20 protein-coding genes, 1 tRNA gene and 1 riboswitch are annotated in these 20942 nt (G+C 41.0%); of the genes, 14 read left to right on the top strand and 7 right to left on the bottom strand.

The window, feature by feature from the left end; all coding sequences use genetic code 11:
• The 4 genes from rsxC to BCU68_RS11345 all read right to left on the bottom strand — a co-directional run.
• The coding region (gene rsxC, locus BCU68_RS11360; RefSeq protein WP_102564862.1) for an electron transport complex subunit RsxC at positions 1-1958 on the bottom strand (1958 nt) is incomplete at its 3' end.
• A gap of 8 nt (positions 1959-1966) precedes the next feature.
• Positions 1967-2560 (bottom strand): electron transport complex subunit RsxB, encoded by a 594-nt coding sequence (gene rsxB, locus BCU68_RS11355; protein ID WP_102564861.1) that lies wholly within the window; start codon positions 2558-2560, stop codon positions 1967-1969.
• Positions 2560-3141, bottom strand: coding sequence for an electron transport complex subunit RsxA (gene rsxA, locus BCU68_RS11350; RefSeq protein WP_102564860.1), 582 nt, complete (start codon positions 3139-3141; stop codon positions 2560-2562). Before rsxA ends, rsxB begins: the two co-directional genes overlap by 1 nt.
• A gap of 197 nt (positions 3142-3338) precedes the next feature.
• A tRNA-Asn gene (locus BCU68_RS11345) sits at positions 3339-3414 on the bottom strand.
• Between the two features lie 558 nt (positions 3415-3972).
• Here BCU68_RS11345 and uvrB point away from each other — a divergent pair.
• The 3 genes from uvrB to BCU68_RS11330 all read left to right on the top strand — a co-directional run bounded on the left by uvrB (position 3973) and on the right by BCU68_RS11330 (position 7964).
• Positions 3973-6003: an excinuclease ABC subunit UvrB gene (gene uvrB / locus BCU68_RS11340; RefSeq protein WP_102564859.1), complete on the top strand. Its 2031-nt coding sequence runs from the start codon at positions 3973-3975 to the stop codon at positions 6001-6003.
• A gap of 204 nt (positions 6004-6207) precedes the next feature.
• Positions 6208-7617 (top strand): quorum-sensing sigma-54 dependent transcriptional regulator LuxO, encoded by a 1410-nt coding sequence (gene luxO, locus BCU68_RS11335; RefSeq protein ID WP_198591728.1) that lies wholly within the window; start codon positions 6208-6210, stop codon positions 7615-7617.
• Positions 7617-7964 (top strand): Hpt domain-containing protein, encoded by a 348-nt coding sequence (locus BCU68_RS11330; protein ID WP_102564869.1) that lies wholly within the window; start codon positions 7617-7619, stop codon positions 7962-7964. Before luxO ends, BCU68_RS11330 begins: the two co-directional genes overlap by 1 nt.
• Before the next feature lie 87 nt (positions 7965-8051).
• Here the strand turns inward: BCU68_RS11330 and BCU68_RS11325 are convergent, their stop codons facing one another.
• Positions 8052-8939 carry a YvcK family protein gene (locus BCU68_RS11325; protein WP_102564858.1) on the bottom strand — a complete coding sequence of 296 codons (888 nt, stop codon included), beginning with the start codon at positions 8937-8939 and terminating at the stop codon, positions 8052-8054.
• 176 nt (positions 8940-9115) lie between these two features.
• A riboswitch (molybdenum cofactor riboswitch) is annotated at positions 9116-9265 on the top strand.
• On the opposite strand from BCU68_RS11325, the gene moaA reads away from it, so the two are divergent.
• From moaA to oppF, 10 genes are all read left to right on the top strand, one after another.
• Positions 9254-10243 carry a GTP 3',8-cyclase MoaA gene (gene moaA, locus BCU68_RS11320; protein WP_102564857.1) on the top strand — a complete coding sequence of 330 codons (990 nt, stop codon included), beginning with the start codon at positions 9254-9256 and terminating at the stop codon, positions 10241-10243. Its footprint overlaps the riboswitch before it by 12 nt.
• 56 nt (positions 10244-10299) lie before the next feature.
• Positions 10300-10812 carry a molybdenum cofactor biosynthesis protein B gene (gene moaB / locus BCU68_RS11315; RefSeq protein ID WP_102564856.1) on the top strand — a complete coding sequence of 171 codons (513 nt, stop codon included), beginning with the start codon at positions 10300-10302 and terminating at the stop codon, positions 10810-10812.
• A 9-nt stretch (positions 10813-10821) separates the two neighbouring features.
• Complete coding sequence (moaC, locus tag BCU68_RS11310; protein ID WP_102564855.1) at positions 10822-11322, top strand: cyclic pyranopterin monophosphate synthase MoaC; 501 nt, start codon at positions 10822-10824, stop codon at positions 11320-11322.
• 3 nt (positions 11323-11325) lie between these two features.
• Positions 11326-11571 (top strand): molybdopterin synthase sulfur carrier subunit, encoded by a 246-nt coding sequence (gene moaD, locus BCU68_RS11305; protein ID WP_102564854.1) that lies wholly within the window; start codon positions 11326-11328, stop codon positions 11569-11571.
• Positions 11572-11577: 6 nt separating this feature from the next.
• Positions 11578-12081 (top strand): molybdopterin synthase catalytic subunit MoaE, encoded by a 504-nt coding sequence (moaE, locus tag BCU68_RS11300; RefSeq protein ID WP_102564853.1) that lies wholly within the window; start codon positions 11578-11580, stop codon positions 12079-12081.
• A gap of 563 nt (positions 12082-12644) precedes the next feature.
• Positions 12645-14276 (top strand): ABC transporter substrate-binding protein, encoded by a 1632-nt coding sequence (locus BCU68_RS11295; protein WP_102564852.1) that lies wholly within the window; start codon positions 12645-12647, stop codon positions 14274-14276.
• 96 nt (positions 14277-14372) lie between these two features.
• Positions 14373-15293 (top strand): oligopeptide ABC transporter permease OppB, encoded by a 921-nt coding sequence (gene oppB, locus BCU68_RS11290; RefSeq protein ID WP_102564851.1) that lies wholly within the window; start codon positions 14373-14375, stop codon positions 15291-15293.
• 15 nt (positions 15294-15308) lie between these two features.
• The gene (gene oppC / locus BCU68_RS11285) at positions 15309-16211 is read left to right on the top strand and encodes an oligopeptide ABC transporter permease OppC (protein WP_102564850.1); all 903 of its coding nucleotides are present in this window, start codon (positions 15309-15311) and stop codon (positions 16209-16211) included.
• Positions 16212-16226: 15 nt separating this feature from the next.
• The gene (locus BCU68_RS11280; protein ID WP_102564849.1) at positions 16227-17198 is read left to right on the top strand and encodes an ABC transporter ATP-binding protein; all 972 of its coding nucleotides are present in this window, start codon (positions 16227-16229) and stop codon (positions 17196-17198) included.
• Between the two features lie 2 nt (positions 17199-17200).
• Complete coding sequence (gene oppF, locus BCU68_RS11275; RefSeq protein WP_198591729.1) at positions 17201-18190, top strand: murein tripeptide/oligopeptide ABC transporter ATP binding protein OppF; 990 nt, start codon at positions 17201-17203, stop codon at positions 18188-18190.
• A gap of 84 nt (positions 18191-18274) precedes the next feature.
• Here oppF and znuB read toward each other — a convergent pair whose 3' ends face one another.
• Together znuB and znuC are read right to left on the bottom strand one after the other, a co-directional pair.
• Positions 18275-19060 (bottom strand): zinc ABC transporter permease subunit ZnuB, encoded by a 786-nt coding sequence (znuB, locus tag BCU68_RS11270; RefSeq protein WP_102564847.1) that lies wholly within the window; start codon positions 19058-19060, stop codon positions 18275-18277.
• Entirely contained in the window at positions 19053-19835 is a 783-nt protein-coding gene (znuC, locus tag BCU68_RS11265) for a zinc ABC transporter ATP-binding protein ZnuC (RefSeq protein WP_102564846.1), read from the bottom strand. Before znuC ends, znuB begins: the two co-directional genes overlap by 8 nt.
• 85 nt (positions 19836-19920) lie before the next feature.
• Between znuC and BCU68_RS11260 the strand changes: the two genes are divergently transcribed.
• Positions 19921-20796: a zinc ABC transporter substrate-binding protein ZnuA gene (locus tag BCU68_RS11260; RefSeq protein WP_102564845.1), complete on the top strand. Its 876-nt coding sequence runs from the start codon at positions 19921-19923 to the stop codon at positions 20794-20796.
• The last annotated feature ends 146 nt before the right edge of the window (positions 20797-20942 follow it).

The following is a 20942-nucleotide window of genomic DNA, read 5'->3' as shown; positions in this document are numbered from 1 at the left end:
ATGGCAGCGGCAACTGCGGCTTTTTTCGGGTCAACTTCGGTATCAGCACTTTCTTTTGGTTCGCTAGCGACTGATGATTGCTCATTTGTTGGCGCTGCGTTATCCGTTGTTGCTTTTGCTTTACGGGCTTTAGCGCGTGCAATGGCGGCGGCAACCGCAGCTTTTTTCGGATCAGCTTTAGCGTCAACATCCACTGATACAGAGGCTTTAGAGGTTTGATTATCACTATTTAGTGCTGTTTTTTCGGCTTCAGCTTTACGTGCTCTTGCTTGGCGTTTTCGCTCTGCACGTAATTGACTCATTTCTGAGTTGTCAGGCTCTGTTTTTCCTGACTGGGCAGCAGCGGCTTGCTTGGCTTTCGCTTTCGCAATGGCAGCGGCAACCGCTGGTTTTACGGTTGGCTCAGTGCTGGTGGGCTTCTCAGCCTGTTGAGCTTTAACGCGCGCAATGGCGGCAGCAACAGCATCATTACCACCGTCTGATTTTTTCATATCTTTACGGCGATCATCAGCGGCTTTTTTAAAGCGATTTTCACGTTCAGCTTTGTCTCTTTCTAAACGAGATTTACGTTCTTCAAAGCGGATTTTGGCACGTTCTGCCGCTTCACTTGCTTCTTTCTGACTACGCATTTCAGCTTTGGCTTGGCGGTAGTATTTTACCAGTGGTATTTCACTTGGGCAGACAAAAGCACAGGCACCACATTCAATGCAATCTTTTAAGTTAAGTTGCTCGCATTTATCGAACTCTTCAGATTTTGCATACCACTGTAACTGCTGAGGAAGTAAAGATGCAGGGCAGACCTCAGCACATTCACCGCAACGAATACATTCCATTTCATAGCGTGATTCTGAAATCTCTCGACGTGTTGGCGCTAAAATACAGTTGGCTGTTTTGGTAATCGGGACCTGACTATGCGGGAGAGTAAAGCCCATCATTGGACCACCCATAATAAGTCGAGGCAGTTTTTTATCTGCTTGGTAATCAAACTCGTTGAGTAATGCTTGGACAGGTGTACCAATCAGAGCCCAGACATTACGAGGCTGTTTGAACGCTTTGCCAGTTAACGTCACCACTCGTTCAATAACAGGCTCACCTTCAATGACGGCTTTTTTAATCGCGTATAATGAGCCTATATTTTGTACCACAATGCCGATATCCGCAGGAATACCACCAGCAGGGACTTCTTTATTGGTGAGTACTTTAATCAGTTGCTTTTCACCACCGGAAGGGTACTTTGTTGGGATGACACGAATAATCACATCATGATCTTTAGCGGCTAACTCAAGAGCTTTTATTGCTTCAGGTTTATTATCTTCAATACCAATAATGGTCAGCTTTGGCTTTAAAATGTGCTCAACAACGCGAATACCATCAAGGACATCTTGGGCATGTTCTTGAAGAAGCTTATCGTCCGCGGTTATATAAGGCTCACATTCAGCTGCATTTATTATGAAAATATCAGTACGAGCGAGTCCCGACTGAATTTTTCGAGCCGTTGGGAATCCTGCGCCACCCATACCAGCGATACCTGCTTGACGAATGATATCTAATAACTGTTCATTGGTTTGCTGAGTAAAGTCACTCACCGGCGTACGCTCAATCCAAGTGTCTTGATGATCTGGAGTAAGAACAATACACAATTCCGTTAAGCCTGAAGGGTGCGCTGTCGTTCTAGGTTCAATCGCTGAAATCACACCAGAGGTCGGGGCGTGAACTGGCAGCATAAAGCTTGTGTTTGACTTCGTTAATGGCTGACCTTTTAAAACATAATCACCGGCATTAATTAATAAATCACCCGCTTTACCTATGTGCTGCTTAACCGGCAGCACCAATTCATTGGGAATCGAAGCTCGGGATAAAATCGTTTGATTAGACTGGCGTTTATTGTCAGAAGGGTGCACGCCACCTGGGAAGTCCCATAATGCGCCACTACGAATTTGTTGAATTAAGGATTGCATGCCAACCTCTACTTATCTTGATCGGCAGAGGAAGTGTCTGCTACAGGGGTGTTAGTAATATCAACAACTGGGATAGCGTTAAGTTGCCACTTCCAGTTATCAGTGGTGATTTCAATTGGCATCATCTCAATACAATCGGTAGGGCATGGAGCGACACATAAATCACAACCAGTACATTCATCTTTAATCACAGTGTGAAGTGCTTTTGTTCCGCCAACAATGGCATCAACAGGGCATGCTTGGATACATTTAGTGCAACCAATACACATATCTTCATGAATAAAAGCGACTTTTTTTACACTGTCTAACTCATGAGCAGAGTATTCAACTTCAACTCCCATAAGATCAGCGAGTTTCTCAATGGTAGCCTGACCACCAGGTGGGCACTTATTAACGCTGTCTCCATTAGCAATGGCCTCTGCATAAGGTCGACAACCAGGGTAGCCACATTGTCCACATTGTGTTTGCGGTAAAATCGAGTCAATTTGGTCAACAATCGGATCGGCTTCCACTTTAAAGCGAATAGAAGCAAACCCTAAAATACCACCAAAAAATGCCGCTAAAATAACGATCGCAGTAACAGAAATGATAATTGTCAGCATTATAACTTCACCAATCCAGTAAAGCCCATGAAGGCAAGAGACATTAATCCAGCGGTAATCATGGCAATAGAAGCGCCCTTAAATGGAGATGGGACGTCAGCGGCATTAATTCGCTCTCGCATTGAAGCAAACAAGATAAGCACCAGTGAAAAACCAACGGCAGCACCAAAACCATAGATAATAGATTGAATGAAATTATGGTTTTCATTGATATTGAGCAGTGCGACACCAAGTACCGCACAGTTAGTCGTAATCAAAGGCAAAAAGATACCGAGTAAACGATAGAGTGTTGGGCTTGTTTTATGCACCACCATCTCAGTAAATTGCACAACAACGGCAATCACTAAAATAAAGCTCATCGTGCGTAGGAACTCAATATTGAGAGGTGCAAGAATATAGCTTTCAACGAGATAAGAACAAACTGAAGCAAGGGTTAGTACGAATGTCGTCGCTAAGCCCATTCCGATTGCAGTTTCAAGTTTTTTAGAGACGCCCATAAAAGGACATAGCCCTAAAAATTTTACAAGTACAAAGTTGTTGACCAGTACAGTGCCAACTAACAGTAAGAGATATTCGGTCATAATTAATAGTGTGTAGGATTCCGATCTTAATATTATCGTGCTTTGTGCGATCAATAACAACCAAGGATCCATAAGGTTTTTCGCAGATGGTGTATTTTTATACGTAAATAGAGAGACAAAAGTACAGAAAAGAAAATGCGTTGCGTATTCGCCAGACGCAAAAAAGCCGCATTTCTCAATGCGGCTTTTTTAAAATTTGGCTCCCCTTGCAAGACTTGAACTTGCGACATACGGATTAACAGTCCGCCGTTCTACCAACTGAACTAAAGGGGAATTGCTTAAAAGCGGGGCAGATAATAGCGATGCGTGGCAGTTATGTCAATGGAAAATAGCAAATAAAAGCTAGAAAAAGTAAGAAAAAAAACTTTACATTTCTGTATCCCTTGCGGGCTTTAGGCTGTGATTACTTATCCACTGATTTTGTGGATAACTGTGTGGATGAAAGTTTGGTAAGTCATATTTTGTTAAAGTTATGCAGTGTGGGGGATAGAGAGCACTTCAGCTTCTGATTTTAAGTTGCTGATTTTTATATTTTTGTTGTTTTATGAGTTATACATGCAGGAAGTTACAATTAGGTGACAGTTACAATTTCGGGGCGTTTTGGGGACAAGTGGTGGATTGTTTTCTTTCTGTACAACGATATTTTCACTTTTAAGGGCGCAGGAGAATAGCAAATATTAAACGGATTATCTATTAAAATGTTATATTTCTACAATAACGTTTTTTTACTCTTTTATAAGAAGTGATGGACTCAGTGAGCTGAACATCTTTTTCTTTGTTCGGTCAATTTAGTATGAGTATTAAGTAGTGACTATCACTATAGAGGTTAACATGGATAAAGCATTTGATTTGGTGTCAGAATATCAACCATCGGGCGACCAACCCACAGCGATTAAAACCTTATTACAAGGATTAGAGGCAGGGCTTGCCAATCAAACCTTATTGGGTGTGACAGGTTCAGGGAAAACGTTCACTTTAGCGAATGTTATTGCCACTTCACAACGCCCGACAATCGTTCTAGCGCCGAATAAAACTCTAGCAGCACAGTTGTATGGTGAGATGAAATCATTTTTCCCTAACAATGCTGTTGAGTACTTTGTTTCTTATTATGATTATTACCAACCCGAAGCTTACGTCCCTACGACCGATACTTTTATTGAAAAAGATGCCTCGGTTAACTCACATATCGAACAGATGCGTTTGTCAGCAACGAAGGCATTACTTGAGCGTAAGGATGCCATTATTGTTGCTTCGGTTTCAGCAATATATGGTTTGGGCGATCCAGATTCATATTTAAAAATGATGCTGCATGTCTGCCGTGGTGACATTCTTGATCAGCGTGATATTTTACGTCGTTTAGCAGAGCTGCAATATTCACGTAATGATGTTGCATTTGAGCGTGGTCAATTTCGTGTACGCGGTGAAGTTATCGATATTTTTCCTGCTGAATCAGACCAAGATGCAGTACGTATTGAAATGTTTGATGATGAAGTTGACTGTATTAGTGTGTTTGATCCGCTAACCGGTGAAGTTAAGCAGCGAGACTTACCACGCTATACTATTTATCCAAAAACACACTATGTCACCCCGCGAGATAAAATACTGGAAGCGATTGAACAGATAAAAGAAGAGTTAGACGAGCGTAAAAAGTACTTACTAGAGAATAACAAATTGCTAGAGGAGCAACGAATTTCTCAGCGAACTCAATTTGATATCGAGATGATGAATGAGTTAGGCTTTTGTTCAGGAATTGAAAACTATTCGCGTTATTTAAGCGGTCGTAATGCGGGTGAAGCACCACCGACACTGTTTGACTATTTGCCTCATGATGGCTTGTTGATTATCGATGAATCACATGTGACCGTTCCACAAATTGGTGCTATGTATAAAGGCGATCGTTCAAGAAAAGAGACATTGGTTGAGTTCGGTTTTCGCTTACCTTCGGCGTTAGATAATCGACCTATGATGTTTGATGAATTTGAGTCGATTGCCCCGCAAACTATTTTTGTCTCAGCAACACCAGGGAATTATGAATTAGAAAAGTCCGCTGATGATATTGCTGATCAAGTCGTACGTCCAACTGGGCTATTAGATCCTCAAATTGAAGTTCGACCAGTAAGCACTCAAATTGATGATCTACTATCAGAAATACGCATTCGAGCAGTAAAACATGAACGTGTTCTCGTCACGACGCTGACAAAAAGAATGGCGGAAGATTTAACCGAATATCTCACCGAGCATGATGTTCGAGTTCGTTATTTACATTCAGATATCGATACGGTTGAACGAGTGGAAATCATACGCGATTTACGTTTAGGTGAGTTTGATGTTCTCGTTGGAATCAACTTATTGCGTGAAGGCTTAGATATGCCAGAAGTTTCTCTCGTTGCCATTCTAGATGCTGATAAAGAAGGTTTTCTACGTTCGGAGCGTTCTTTGATTCAAACCATAGGTCGTGCCGCTCGTAACTTAGAAGGGCGCGCTATTCTTTATGGTGATCGCATTACTAAATCGATGAAAAAAGCGATTGATGAAACAGAGCGTCGCCGAGAAAAGCAGATGCAATATAACCTTGAACAAGGCATTACCCCGCAAGCATTAAAACGTAATATAAAAGATATTATGGAGCTTGGGGATATTACCAAATCGAAAAAACAGCGAGCGGCAACAACCGTTGCACTTTCTAAGGTTGCAGAGCCATCCGCTAATTATCAGTTGTTAACCGCGAAGCAGTTGGATAAAGAAATTCGTAAACTGGAAAGCGAGATGTATCAGCATGCACAAAACCTAGAGTTTGAACTTGCGGCACAAAAGCGCGATCAAATGGAGCAATTACGTCAGCAATTTATTGAAAACAGTTAGTACTAATATGCAGTTAATGCACGATTCGTTGTCTATTGTCTTATAAATAGAAAAATAAGCCCTAATTTTTACCGCTATGTAGTGCCATTGAGGTAAAAAGAAGATAAATTACGCTGACGAATTTTGCGTCACTAAAGTGATATGCAATCTATCGCACTATAATAATCATAATGATAAAAAATACACGACAGTAATGGCTAGGCTATGCAACCAATTAATAAAACAATGCCAATAGAAAATAAAAAGAATAAGTATTTACTCATGGTTGAAGATACCGTGTCTGTGGCGGCTTTATATCGTTCATATTTAACACCACTAGGCTTGGATATTAATATTGTAGGTACGGGATTAGCGGCAATCGAAAGTTTGAAGCAACGTATTCCCGATCTTATTCTACTGGATTTACGTTTGCCGGACATGACAGGAATGGATGTTCTGTTTTCAGTAAAGAAATCAAATCCAAATGTGCCGATTATTTTTATGACAGCGCATGGGTCGATTGATACTGCCGTCCAAGCAATGCGTCATGGTGCACAGGATTTCTTATTAAAGCCCTGTGAAGCTGATCGTCTACGAGTGACGGTCAATAATGGTATGCGAAAAGCATCGAAGCGAAATAATGAAGCTGATAGCCAAGGAAGTCAAAACTACCAAGGTTTTATCGGCAGTAGTCATACCATGCAAACGGTCTATAGAACGATAGATTCAGCCGCAACCAGTAAAGCCAGTATCTTCATTACCGGTGAAAGTGGTACAGGCAAAGAAGTGTGTGCAGAAGCTATTCATGCCGCAAGTAAGCGAGGGGATAAGCCATTCATTGCTATTAACTGTGCTGCGATACCAAAAGATCTCATTGAAAGTGAGTTGTTTGGTCATGTCAAAGGTGCCTTTACTGGAGCAGCAACGGATCGACAAGGCGCTGCAGAGTTGGCCGATGGTGGGACACTGTTCCTTGATGAGCTGTGTGAAATGGATTTGGATTTACAGACAAAGCTACTACGCTTTATTCAGACGGGTACATTTCAAAAAGTGGGCTCATCAAAAATGAAAAAGGTGGATGTACGCTTTGTTTCTGCAACCAATAGAGATCCTTGGAAAGAAGTTCAAGAAGGGCGCTTTCGTGAAGATCTTTATTACCGCTTATATGTCATTCCATTGCATTTACCTCCTTTGCGTGAGCGTGGAGAGGATGTGATTGAGATTGCCTATTCTTTATTGGGCTATATGTCTCATGAAGAGGGGAAGAACTTTGTCCGCTTCTCGGCTGAAGTATTTGATCGTTTTAACCAATATGCATGGCCGGGTAATGTACGCCAGTTGCAAAATGTATTGCGCAATGTTGTGGTGCTGAATCAAGGTGAAGAGATCACATTAAATATGTTGCCACCACCTTTGAATCAACCTATAGAGAGTACGCTACGACAAAAGCAACAGCAAGAAGCCGTGCTGACAGCTCAAGATATACTACCATTATGGCTAAGTGAGAAAATCACCATAGAGCAAGCGATTAAAGCGTGTGATGGTAATATTCCACGTGCGGCTGGGTACTTAGATGTTAGTCCCTCAACAATCTATCGCAAATTACAAGCATGGAATGCAAAAGAAGAAGTATGATGAGTGAAGTTTTAAATAAAACCAAAATAGATCAACTTGCGAATGAAATTGGACCTGAAAATATACCCGTATTATTAGGGATATTTTTAGGGGAGCTAACCGCGTATAAAGAACGCCTAATTCAATTAGAGGGTGAAGAGTTAGCAACCTATTTAGCCAGCATATGTCATGAACTGAAAAGTAGCGCAGCAAGTTTTGGTGCTGATAGGCTATGTCAGTTTGCTTTAGATATTGATTTTAGAGTTAAGCTTAATCAAGATTTGGAGCTGGAGAAAAGCGTAGATTTTATGCTTGAGCTTATCGGTTTTACTTATGATACTTATCAAAGCTTTGTGCAAGTTTCATGAAGCTTTAAGGTATATTAATCTGAAAGCTAACGATTCAAATGATGCAAGGAAAGAGTGGTAGATAAGCACTCTTTCCTACGATTTAAGCTAAGAGAGTAACTCCTCTATCGCTTTTTTTAGTTTGATTCGGTCATGACGCCAATCTCTATTTGGTGAGGCAAGAGGGCGAGTAATACAGTGCCAGTCAGCCATCAATTCTGGGTGAGGCGTATCCCCAATCACGACGTCAATCTTCCTTGCTTGACATGAACGCTCACACCATTCAAGTTTTTGTCTCAATGACATTCTTCCTGCAGGACCATGCTCTGGTGATAAATTTTCGATAAAAACTACCTTAGCGTTGGTATTTTCAGCAATCGCTTTGCCTATTTCAGGCAGCAGAAGAGGTGGCATAATACTAGTTAAGAAGCTACCAGGTCCCAATATTAAACAGTCTGCATTTTCTATAGCACTGACCGCTTCTTTCGTTGCTGGCACTTCAGGGAAAAGATCGAGCCTGCGTAGCTGAGCTGGCATTTCATCAACACTGGTTTCACCACTGACCCATTCACCTTCTGTTGACAAAGCGTGCAGATCGGAGGGGTGTTCTGTCATTGGAAGAATATTGACATCGACCTTTAACATACTACGAATGAGGTTAATGGCTTCTAAAGGGCGAACAGAAAGGTTATCCATAGCTGTCAGCATTAGGTTGCCTAAATTGTGCCCATTTAACTCACCCTCACCTTTAAAGCGGTATTCAAACATCATTGAACTAATCGAAGGTTCAGTAATTAATTGGTTGAGACAGTTACGCATATCTCCCCAAGCAATGCCTCCCTGACAATCTCTGATTCTTCCTGTTGAGCCTCCATTATCGGTTGTGGTAACTATCCCTGTTGCATTGCTGCCAAAGTCCTTTAATGCTGCTAGCATTCGACCTAAGCCATGCCCGCCGCCTATCGCGACAATCTTGTGTGATGAATATATGCTCATCTGATTCTTCTTTTTTATTAATAACCAACTATAATTAAGAATAAATGCATCACGAGATAGACTCAATAAAAAATAATTGTCTCATTAGACCTATTTTTTTGTTTTGAGGGTGGATTCATATCGTAATATTCAGTACTTTACTCGCTAGCTGCTATTGATAGCTTTGTTCTATCATTAGTTGCCATTAACTCCGAGCTCTACTTGCTAAGTTCACTGTCGTAATCGGTCGTGTAATAAGCAACTGAGCCAGTGGCATGTTGCCACAAGGGCCTAATTGGAAATGATTATGCCTCCCGTGTTTGGAAAGGTGTTCCATGGCGCAACAATTCGAAGATAAATTTAAGCGTAAATTTTACTATTTGCGCCTGTCGGTTACTGATGTCTGTAACTTTAAATGTACTTACTGCTTGCCTGATGGTTATAAACCTTCTGGGCGAAAAAACTCGTCTTTTTTATCTCTTCCTGAGATCAAGCGCGTGATTCAGGCTTTTGCCGATTGTGGAACGTCTAAAATTCGTATAACAGGTGGTGAGCCTAGTTTACGCAAAGATTTTCTTGATATTATCAGCACAGCAGCTCAAACAACGGGCATTGAGAAAGTAGCAACAACGACAAATGCTTATCGCATGCAGAAGAGTGTGGGTGACTGGCGTGACGCTGGACTTACTCATATCAATGTCAGCATGGATAGCTTAGATCCTCGTATGTTCCATCAAATTACGGGTGAAAATAAGTTTACTCAAGTGATGGGCGGCATTGATCGCGCTTTTGAAGTTGGCTATGAGCAAGTTAAAGTCAATGTTGTATTAATGAAAGACTTAAATAGCCAAGAGTTGCCAGCATTCTTGAATTGGATCAAAGATAGACCAATCCAACTGCGCTTTATTGAGTTAATGCAAACCGGTGAAATGGATGAACTTTTTAACAAGCACCATGTCTCCGGCGTAGCGATTCGCAACCAATTAATTGCTAATGGTTGGTTACTCAAAATTAGAGAATCAAACGATGGACCAGCTCAAGTTTTTGTACACCCCGACTACAAAGGCGAAATCGGTCTAATAATGCCTTATGAGAAAAATTTTTGTGAGAGTTGTAATCGTTTAAGGATCTCGGCAACAGGCAAATTACACTTGTGTCTGTTTGGTGAACACGGTGTTGAGTTACGAGATCTGCTTCAGGAAGATTCCCAAGAGGCTGAGCTCATCGAACGTATTCAATCTCAACTACAAACGAAATCTGTCAGCCATTTCCTTCAAGATGGTAATACAGGAATGACACCTAACCTTGCCTCTATTGGCGGTTAATAGTTGTATTATAAAGTTTTATTTATCCATAATATTTAGATATAGGTAGTATAAAAATGGGTCATGCTGAAAGTAAATTTGAAGCTGCAAACATCGCAGTGTTAACCGTTTCAGATACACGTACCGAAGAGAATGATACTTCAGGTGGTTATCTTGCTGAGCAGTTGCAAGAAGCGGGTCATAACTTAATCGATAAAAAAATCGTTATTGATGATATGTACCAAATTCGTGCAGTCGTATCGAACTGGATCGCTGATGAGAAAGTTCAAGCAGTCATGATCACTGGCGGTACCGGTTTTACTTCTCGCGATAGTACACCAGAAGCTTTAGTCCCATTATTTGATAAGCAAGTTGAAGGTTTTGGTGAGCTATTCCGTACGGTTTCTTATGAAGAAATTGGTACATCGACCATTCAGTCTCGTGCGATTGCAGGCTTTGCTAACCATACTGTACTTTTTGCGATGCCAGGTTCAACAGGCGCTTGTCGTACAGCGTGGACCAAAATTATTAAGCAACAATTAGACGCAAGCCACCGTCCTTGTAACTTTATGCCACACCTATCGGTATAAGGGATAGCAATGAATCAATTTACTCATATTAACGCCTCTGGTGAAGCGAACATGGTTGATGTTTCTACAAAAGCTGAGACCGTCCGAGAGGCGAGGGCTGAAGCTTATGTACATATGTCAGCGCAAACGCTACAACTGATAGTTTCTGGTCAACATCATAAGGGCGATGTGTTTGCTACCGCTCGTATTGCAGGGATTCAAGCGGCGAAAAAGACGTGGGATCTCATTCCTCTTTGTCACCCTTTATTACTATCAAAAGTGGAAGTGCAGCTAGAAGCTATTGAGGCTGAAAATAAAGTCCGTATTGAATCAGTATGTAAACTTGCAGGCAAGACCGGCGTTGAAATGGAAGCATTAACTGCCGCTTCTGTTGCCGCTTTGACAATTTATGATATGTGTAAAGCTGTGCAAAAAGATATGGTCATTGATAGTGTGCGTTTGTTGGAAAAAACAGGTGGCAAATCAGGTCATTTTATTGCACAAGATCCTACAGTCAGTAAGGTAGATTAAATTATGATTACGGTATTGTTTTTCGCACAAATCAAGGAGTTAACTGGTATTGACTCTGTGAAGGTTGATAGTGGTTTTGCTTCGGTAGAAGAGATCCGCAGCCATTTATCATCGCAAGGTGGTAAATGGGATATTGCACTGGATCGTGAGAAATTATTGGTTGCTGTGAATCAAGAAATTGTAGCGTTAGATACTTTGGTTGAAGCGGGCGATGAAGTTGCTTTCTTTCCTCCAGTAACCGGAGGGTAAATTATTATGAATACTCCTTTACGTGGTCGTCCTGCATATAGCAATAAAGCAGATACGCCAGTTAACCGAGTTCAAGTTCAAGAGCATAATTTCTCTGTTGACGCTGAATATCAAGCATTATCGAACAGTACATCGATTGGTGCTGTTGTTACTTTCGTCGGCAAAGTGCGTGACATGAATTTAGGTGATGATGTGACAGGCTTGTCTCTAGAACACTACCCAGGCATGACCGAGAAATCATTAGAGCGTATTTGTGAAGAAGCCGAAGCACGTTGGCCAATTGATAAGTTGAAGATTATTCATCGTGTTGGTGACTTAAACCTTGGCGATCAAATTGTGTTTGTGGGTGTTGCTAGTGCACATCGTGGTGCAGCATTTGAAGCTTGTGAATTTATTATGGATTTTTTGAAAACAAAAGCACCATTTTGGAAGAAAGAGCGCATGATTTACTCATCGCGTTGGATTGAAGCCAAAGATAGTGATTCAGAAGCTGCTGACCGCTGGAATTAATATTTACCGATAACATATTGATATAAAAAGCAGAGCTAACCGTTGCGTTTGTTCTGCTTTTTTTATACTCGAAAGAAAGTTCATTGGTAGAATTTAAGAATCAATAATATACCCACTATAGGTAATGATGTGCATATTCAGTAGAGTGACACTTCTCACATAATATTAAGCCAGTAGGGTGAATGTAGGTTTTGAATAGATTTCATGTGCTGCAAATGTTAACTTCTGTGCCTCAAAATAGCATAAGATGCTACTAAAAGGTTTCTAGTTAGAGGTTTCCACACGAAAGACTGTTATTCATTTTATTCTATGTAGTTTAATTCTAGATTTATTGAATTTAATGGTTTTTTATGCTGTATTTATTGCTAATGTAAAGAGTAATATGATTTTTTGCTACATTTTTATGGCAAATTAATTCAATGGTTGTTAGTGTGTAAAGCAATCTTGGTGGGGTACTAGAATTTCATGCTTATTTATTGAGCTAAATATACTTAAAGTTCTAGTTTTTTATTACCTCAGCAAAGATGTCATGGATGCAATACGAAAACTTGGAGTTTTAACACATGTATAAGAACAAAATCACGCAAGCTCTTCTTCTAAGCGCTAGCATGGCTGTAACAGCCACTTCTTTTTCTACTCTTGCCGCAGATGTTCCAGCGGGTACTAAACTAGCCGACAAACAAGAACTTGTACGTGGTAATGGTACCGAGGTAGCAACATTAGACCCACACAAATCACAAGGTGTTCCAGAATCACACGTTATTCGTGATTTGCTTGAAGGTCTTGTTAACCAAGATGCTGATGGTAATACTATTCCAGGCGTAGCAGAAACTTGGGAAACAACGGATAACCAAACTTTTGTGTTCCACCTACGTAAAGATGCAAAATGGTCTAACGGCGATCCTGTTACAGCTAATGATTTTGTATTTAGTTTCCAACGCGCTGTCGATCCAGCAACCGCGTCTCCTTATGCTTGGTACATGGAATACACCAAGATGGCGAACGCAAAAGATATCGTTGCAGGTAAAAAAGACAAAAGCGAATTGGGCGTAAAAGCGGTTGATGCACATACATTAGAAGTAACGCTAGATACTGCAGTGCCATATTTCGTAATGATGATGGGCCACACAACGGTTATGCCTGTACACCAAGCAACAGTTGAAAAATTTGGCGATCAGTGGACGAAGCCAGAGCACTTTGTTGGTAATGGTGCATTTGTTCCAAACCGTTGGGTTGTTAACGAGCGTTTAGAGCTAGTTAAAAATGCTCAGTACTGGGACAATGACAAAACTGTTCTAGATAAAGTGACTTTCTTGCCAATCGAAAACCAAGTTGCAGAAATGAACCGTTTCTTATCTGGTGAACTTCACTTTACTAATGAAGTACCAAATGAGCACTTCCGTCGTCTACAAAAAGACTACGCAGAAGACGTTTCAATTAAAGGCGACCTGTGTACCTATTACTACCAGTTTAATGCACAAAAACCACCATTTGATGATGCTCGAGTACGTACAGCGGTTTCTTACGCTATTGACCGTGATATCGTTTCAAATGCAATTTTAGGTCAAGGTCAAAAGCCGGCTTACTTTTTAACGCCTGAAATCACAGCTGGTTTTGATCCTGTAACTCCTGCTTATGGTCAAATGAGCCAAAAAGATCGCATTGCAGAAGCTAAGCGTTTACTTGCAGAAGCGGGTTACAGCAAAAGCAATCCTCTAGAATTTGATCTGCTATACAACACATCTGAAAACCACAAGAAAATTGCTGTAGCGATTGCCTCTATGTGGAAAAAAGATCTTGGTATCAATGTTAAACTTGAAAACCAAGAGTGGAAATCATACTTAGATAGCAAAGATACAGGTAACTTCTCAATTGCACGTGCTGGTTGGTGTGGTGACTACAATGAAGCTTCTTCATTCTTAACTCTAATGGTGAGCGGCAATACAACAGCAGGTCAGCACTATAAGAGCAATGAGTATGATGCGCTAATTGATAAGGCACTACACTCTACTTCTGAAGAAGAGCGTACAGCGCTATATATCGAAGCTGAAAACCTACTAGCGAAAGATATGCCAATTGCTCCTATCTACCAATACGTTAAAACTCGTTTGGTAACACCTCAACTTGGCGGTTACCCAGAAGGTAACGCAGAAGATAAGATTTACTCAAAAGATCTATACATCAAAGCTAAGTAATTAAATAAAAACAATATTATAAATTAATACACTGCATGCGCGTTGCGCATGCAGCCTTTTTCTTTTTTCATTTTTACAGACTGGATGGATGAGTTTATGCTTAAATTCATTATGAAACGGATATTTGAAGCAATACCAACCCTATTGGTATTGATCACAGTTTCTTTTTTTCTGATGCGCTTTGCACCAGGCAACCCATTTTCAAGTGAGCGTCCGCTTCCTCCGGAAGTTATGGCGAACATCGAAGCTAAATATGGTTTAGATAAGCCGGTATTTGAACAATACACCACCTATCTAACCAATATCTTACAAGGCGACTTCGGTCCTTCATTTAAATACCAAGATTATACGGTAAATGAATTAATTGCTGTTGCTTTGCCTGTATCGGCAAAGGTTGGTTTTATTGCCTTTATCTTTACGGTCATCATGGGGGTAAGTGTCGGCACCATAGCCGCTTTAAAACACAATACCTGGGTGGATTATACGATTATGTCCACTGCCATGCTCGGGGTGGTAATGCCTTCCTTTGTGTTGGCTCCTGCGCTTATATACCTTTTCTCTCTGCATTGGAACCTTTTCCCTGCTGGTGGTTGGCATGATGGCGGTTGGCAATACATTGTCCTTCCTGTTATTGCTATGTCTCTTCTTTATGTTGCTACATTTGCACGTATTACACGTGGTAGCATGATTGAAACGCTAAATAGTAACTTTATCCGTACCGCTCGTGCGAAAGGTCTAAGTTATCGATATATCGTTTTAAAACACGCGCTTAAACCAGCACTGTTACCCGTTGTTTCCTATATGGGGCCTGCATTTGTCGGCATCATTACCGGATCTGTTGTGGTTGAAACTATTTTTGGTCTACCAGGGATCGGTAAGCTATTTGTGAATGCAGCCTTTAACCGTGATTATTCACTGGTCATGGGTGTGACCATATTGATTGGCTTCTTATTTATTCTGTTCAACGCAATTGTTGATATTTTGCTGGCGATGATTGACCCGAAAATTCGTTACTAAGGGAGCGTGAACGATATGCTAACGAAAAAAGAAAACTTAGAAGCTATTGAAAAGTTCTCTGAGAATTTAGAAATTGAAGGCCGCAGTTTGTGGCAAGATGCACGTATCCGATTTATGCGTAATAAGGCTGCCATGGTGAGCTTATTTGTGCTTACCCTGATGGTATTAGCGGTAATATTTTTACCTATGTTATCTTCTTATGCATATGATGATACTGACTGGTATGCAATGCACGCTGCACCAAGTGCTGAACACTGGTTTGGTACTGATAGTCTTGGTCGTGATTTATTTGTGCGTACCTTAATTGGTGGTCGAATATCATTGATGGTTGGTGTGCTAGGTGCCTTTGTTGCGGTACTTATCGGCACGCTTTACGGAGCAACATCAGGTTTCATTGGTGGTCGTGTTGACCGCGTTATGATGCGTGTACTTGAAATTTTATACGCTGTACCATTTATGTTCCTTGTTATTGTTCTGGTAACCTTTTTTGGTCGTAATATCATGCTTATCTTTGTCGCGATTGGTGCGATAGCTTGGCTTGATATGGCACGTATCGTACGTGGTCAAACTTTAAGTTTACGCAGCAAAGAGTTCATTGAAGCAGCGCACGTTTCTGGTGTGAGTAATTGGAAAATCATTACTCGTCATATTGTACCGAACGTATTAGGTATTGTAGCGGTTTACTCAACGCTATTGATCCCAAGCATGATCTTAACGGAATCATTTCTTTCCTTTTTAGGCTTAGGTGTTCAAGAGCCGATGACCAGTTGGGGCGCACTTCTACAAGAAGGTTCACAAACCATGGAAGTGGCTATTTGGCAATTAACCTATCCAGCGATATTTATGGTCGTAACCCTGTTTTGTTTTAACTATGTCGGCGACGGTCTTCGTGATGCGCTTGATCCAAAAGACAGATAAGAAAAAGGAATTATTATGAGCTTATTAGATGTCAAAGATCTGCGCGTTGAATTCACAACTCAAGACGGAGTTGTAACCGCAGTTAATGATTTAAACTTCTCACTAGAACAAGGTCAAACCTTAGGAATTGTGGGAGAGTCAGGATCAGGTAAGTCGCAAACGGTTTTTGCGATTATGGGTCTACTGGCTAAAAACGGCATTATCAGTGGTAGTGCTAAATTTGAAGGCAACGAAATCCTTAATTTGCCAGAAAAAGAGTTAAATAAAGTTCGTGCTGAACAGATCGCGATGATCTTCCAAGATCCAATGACGTCGCTAAACCCATATATGAAAGTTAGCGATCAGCTGATGGAAGTCTTAATGCTGCATAAAGGCATGGGGAAAGCGGAAGCATTTGAAGAGTCAGTTCGCATGCTAGAAGCGGTGAAAATTCCAGAAGCTCGTAAGCGTATTACCATGTACCCACATGAATTTTCTGGTGGTATGCGTCAACGTGTAATGATCGCAATGGCGTTATTATGCCGTCCAAAGCTACTTATTGCTGATGAGCCTACCACGGCACTTGATGTAACAGTACAAGCTCAGATTATGGATTTATTGAATGAACTAAAATCTGAATTCAATACTGCAATCATCATGATCACCCATGATTTAGGTGTTGTGGCTGGTTCATGTGACAAAGTATTGGTGATGTATGCTGGACGTACGATGGAATACGGTACTGTCGATGAAATTTTCTATGAGCCAAGTCATCCTTATGCGGAAGGTCTACTAAAAGCGATTCCTCGCTTAGATACCGAAGGGGAAGTGTTACCAACGATTCCAGGTAACCCGCCAAACTTGCTACGCCTGCCAACAGGTTGCCCATATCAAGAGCGTTGCCACCGTGTAATGCCACGATGCAAGCAAGAAGCACCGATATTACAGCCGTTTGCTACTGATCGCCAACGTGCTTGTTTTTCTGATTGGGAGACTTGGACAAAATGAGTATGAAAGCCCCGCTATTATTAGATGTAAAAGATTTAAAAGTTCATTTTAGCATTGCCTCAAAATCAGCTTGGCCTTGGGCTAAACCTTCTCAACTGAAAGCGGTTGATGGTATTGATGTGCGTTTATATGAAGGTGAAACGTTAGGTGTTGTTGGCGAATCGGGTTGTGGTAAGTCGACATTCGCGCGCGCCATTATTGGTTTAGTGGAAGCGACAGAAGGCGAAGTCATGTGGCTTGGTCAAGACTTGACGAAAATGAAAGCGATTCAACGTCGTGAGACTCGTAAAGAGATTCAGATGATTTTTCAAGATCCTCTGGCTTCATTAAACCCTCGAATGAGTGTTGGTGATATTATTGCCGAGCCTCTTGAAACGTTTTACCCAGAGCTGTCTAAGCAAGAAGTGAAAGATCGCGTTAAAGAGATGATGGCTAAAGTAGGATTATTACCAAACGTAATTAACCGCTACCCACATGAGTTCTCTGGTGGTCAATGTCAGCGTATTGGTATCGCTCGTGCACTAATTTTACGTCCTAAGATGATTATTTGTGATGAGCCGGTTTCTGCTCTGGATGTATCGATTCAAGCACAGGTTGTGAACTTATTGAAAGAGCTACAAAAAGAACTGGGTTTAAGTTTAGTCTTTATTGCCCATGACCTTTCTGTTGTAAAGCATATTTCTGATCGTGTATTGGTCATGTACCTTGGTAATGCTGTGGAACTTGGAGAATCGGAAGCATTGTTTGCCGATCCTAAGCACCCGTACACCAAAGCATTAATGTCGGCGGTACCTATTCCTGATCCGCGTTTAGAGCGCTCGAAAACCATTCAGATGCTGGAAGGGGATTTACCGTCACCAATTAGCCCACCATCAGGTTGTGTATTTAGAACACGTTGCCCAATTGCCAGCGAAGCTTGTGCACAAACAAAGCCGAGCATTAAAGGTTCAGATAGACATGCAGTATCGTGTTTAGCGGTTGAAGTAAGCTAGGATCCATTTGATATTTTAATATAAAAAAAAGCGCAACTTAGCTTAGTTAAGTCGCGCTTTTTCTATTTATTGCAGTGAGTATAATTAGCTCTTCGTTTTTATAAATTGAGCCAGCATAAACATAGTGGTTGCACTGATAACTACAGAGGGTCCTGCCGGAGTATCATAAACCCACGATAAACTTAGCCCACACAATACGGCAATAGAGCCGATGCATGATGCGATAATTGCCATCTGTTCTGGAGTTCGAGCGATTTTTCGAGCCGTGGCTGCAGGGATGATAAGCAATGATGTCATGATTAGAGCACCAACAAATTTCATTCCGACGGCAATCACCAAACCAACTAACAGCATTAACACTAAACGCATTAAATCGATATTAATACCATCAACAGCGGCTAAGTCTTCATTAACGGTTGTCGAAAGTAGTGGACGCCAGAAAATGATCAAGGTCGCACCAATAATGAGTACACCTAAATAGATAAAGCCTAGGTCGCTAGGGGTTACGGATAGTAAATCACCAAATAGGTAACTCATTAAATCAATACGAACATTATCCATAAAGCTGACAGCAACAAGCCCAAGCGAGAGTGCACTATGTGCCAATATTCCCAGCAGCGTATCGGTAGCCACTAGTTGCTGTTTTTGTAGCGTAACCAGTAGCACTGCCAGACCTAAACAGCAGACGAGTAGGGCAAGATAAAGGTTAATATTGAGCAAAAAACCCAACGCTAACCCCATTAAAGAAGCGTGAGCAAGCGTATCGCCGAAGTACGCCATTTTTCGCCAGACAACAAAAGAGCCCAAAGGTCCAGCAATAAGCGCAATGCCAAGCCCAGCTAAAATTGAAGGTAGAAGAAACTCAATCATGATGATGTCCGTGATTATGGTGTGAACAAGTATTTCCATCGCCATTTACAGGCTCACCGGCCAAATCGTGGTGGTGTTCATGTTGGTGATGGTAAAAAGCTAATGGCTCTCTACTTGCACATCCAAATAAGGCAATATAAGAGGGATGCTTTGTGATAGCAGCAGGTGATCCTGAGCAACAAATATGATGATGTAAGCAGATAACGTTATCCGTTTTTGCCATCACAAGGTGTAAGTCGTGCGAGACAATAAAGACAGCGCAATTAAAGCGATGTCTGATCGAATCAATAAGCTCATATAGATCGATTTGTCCTTGAATATCGACGCCCTGTGCCGGTTCATCAAGCACCAATATTTCCGGCCTTTTCAGTAGAGCCTTGGCAATTAAGACCCGTTGATTTTCACCACCAGAGAGTTGGTGCATATTTTGAGCGTATAAATGCTCAGCGCCAACTAAGCGCAAAGCTTCTAATCTTTCTTGTTTGCTATAACGACCTGTTAGCTTTAAAAATTTAGCGACATCCAAAGGCAGAGAGTCATTTAACTTGAGCTTCTGCGGTACATAACCAATACTTAACTTTTGATGGCGCTTGATATGACCAGTATAGTTTTTTTGCAGACCTAAAATGACTTTAACTAGAGTCGACTTACCGGCTCCGTTAGGTCCAATTAAGGTCGTAATTTTACCGGTTTCAAGCTCTAGATCGATATTATCTAAAATACGACGATCACCAAACTCGACACTTACTTTATTTAATGTAACTAAGATCGTCATTGTTAGAACTCATTTGCCAATTGCTATTGTTATAATGTAACATTTAGGTCCTACTCACGCTACTGTTTCTATATTAAGAGGCTTTATGTCTTTACGTTATGTTTCTACTTTACTTAGCTTGTTGCTGGTTTCTTTGCCTTCCTCAGCAACGGTTTTAACCAGTATTAAACCGATTCAAATGATTACTCATGAGTTAACACTAGGGGTTGAAACTCCGAATGTTTTGCTCGGCTCTAATACTTCACCACATGACTATGCACTCAAGCCTTCTGATGTGAAGCAGATAAATGAAGCTGAGTTGGTTATTTGGTTTGGTCAAGATCTAGAACCGTTCTTAAGTAAAATCTTATCAAATCGCACCAATGTTTTGACGCTAAGTGATGATAGTCGCCTTATGCTGCGAGAGTTTGCCGATGCACATGCGCATGAAGGGCATGATCATGGTACTCGTGATCCACATTTTTGGTTGGCTACTGAGCAAGCTAGTCAAGCCGCACATATTATCAGTGGGAAATTAATGCAGTTAGACCCTGATAATAAAGCAACTTATGAAGCTAACCTGCAGCAGTTTATAACCGGTTTGGCGACGACAAAAGAAGAAATAGCACAACAATTAGCACCAGTAACAGATAAAGGTTACTACGTTTTCCATGATGCTTATGATTATTTTGAAAAAGAGTTTGGGCTAAATAATTTAGGTTATTTCACCGTCAACCCAGATAGAAAGCCGGGTGCCAAAACGCTGATAAAGATTCGTACTGAGCTGCGTTCAAATAGTGTTGCTTGTGTTTTCTCTGAGCCACAATTTACCCCTGCCGTGATTGAATCTGTGGTACGAGGTAGTCAGGTGAACATTGGTCAGCTTGATCCTATTGGTATTGAGATCGAAGTTGGTAAGGATAGTTACTTTCACTTTTTAAAAGCACTATCAAATAGTTATTATCAATGCCTCTCACAATGACGTGATCAGCTAAATTAGTTGCATTTGTTGGGGGTGAAAATTTAATTAAGGTATTTTTGCAAACTATGATTTCAGACAATACTTTGTAACAGTTAAGAGAGTAGTATTGGGTTAAATGTTAATGGTTCTCATTACTACTATTGTTT

The organism is Vibrio sp. 10N.286.49.B3, from assembly GCF_002873395.1.
GTDB lineage: Bacteria > Pseudomonadota > Gammaproteobacteria > Enterobacterales > Vibrionaceae > Vibrio.
Note: the sequence above shows the minus strand (reverse complement) of the source record. Positions and strands in the feature narration are given on the sequence as shown.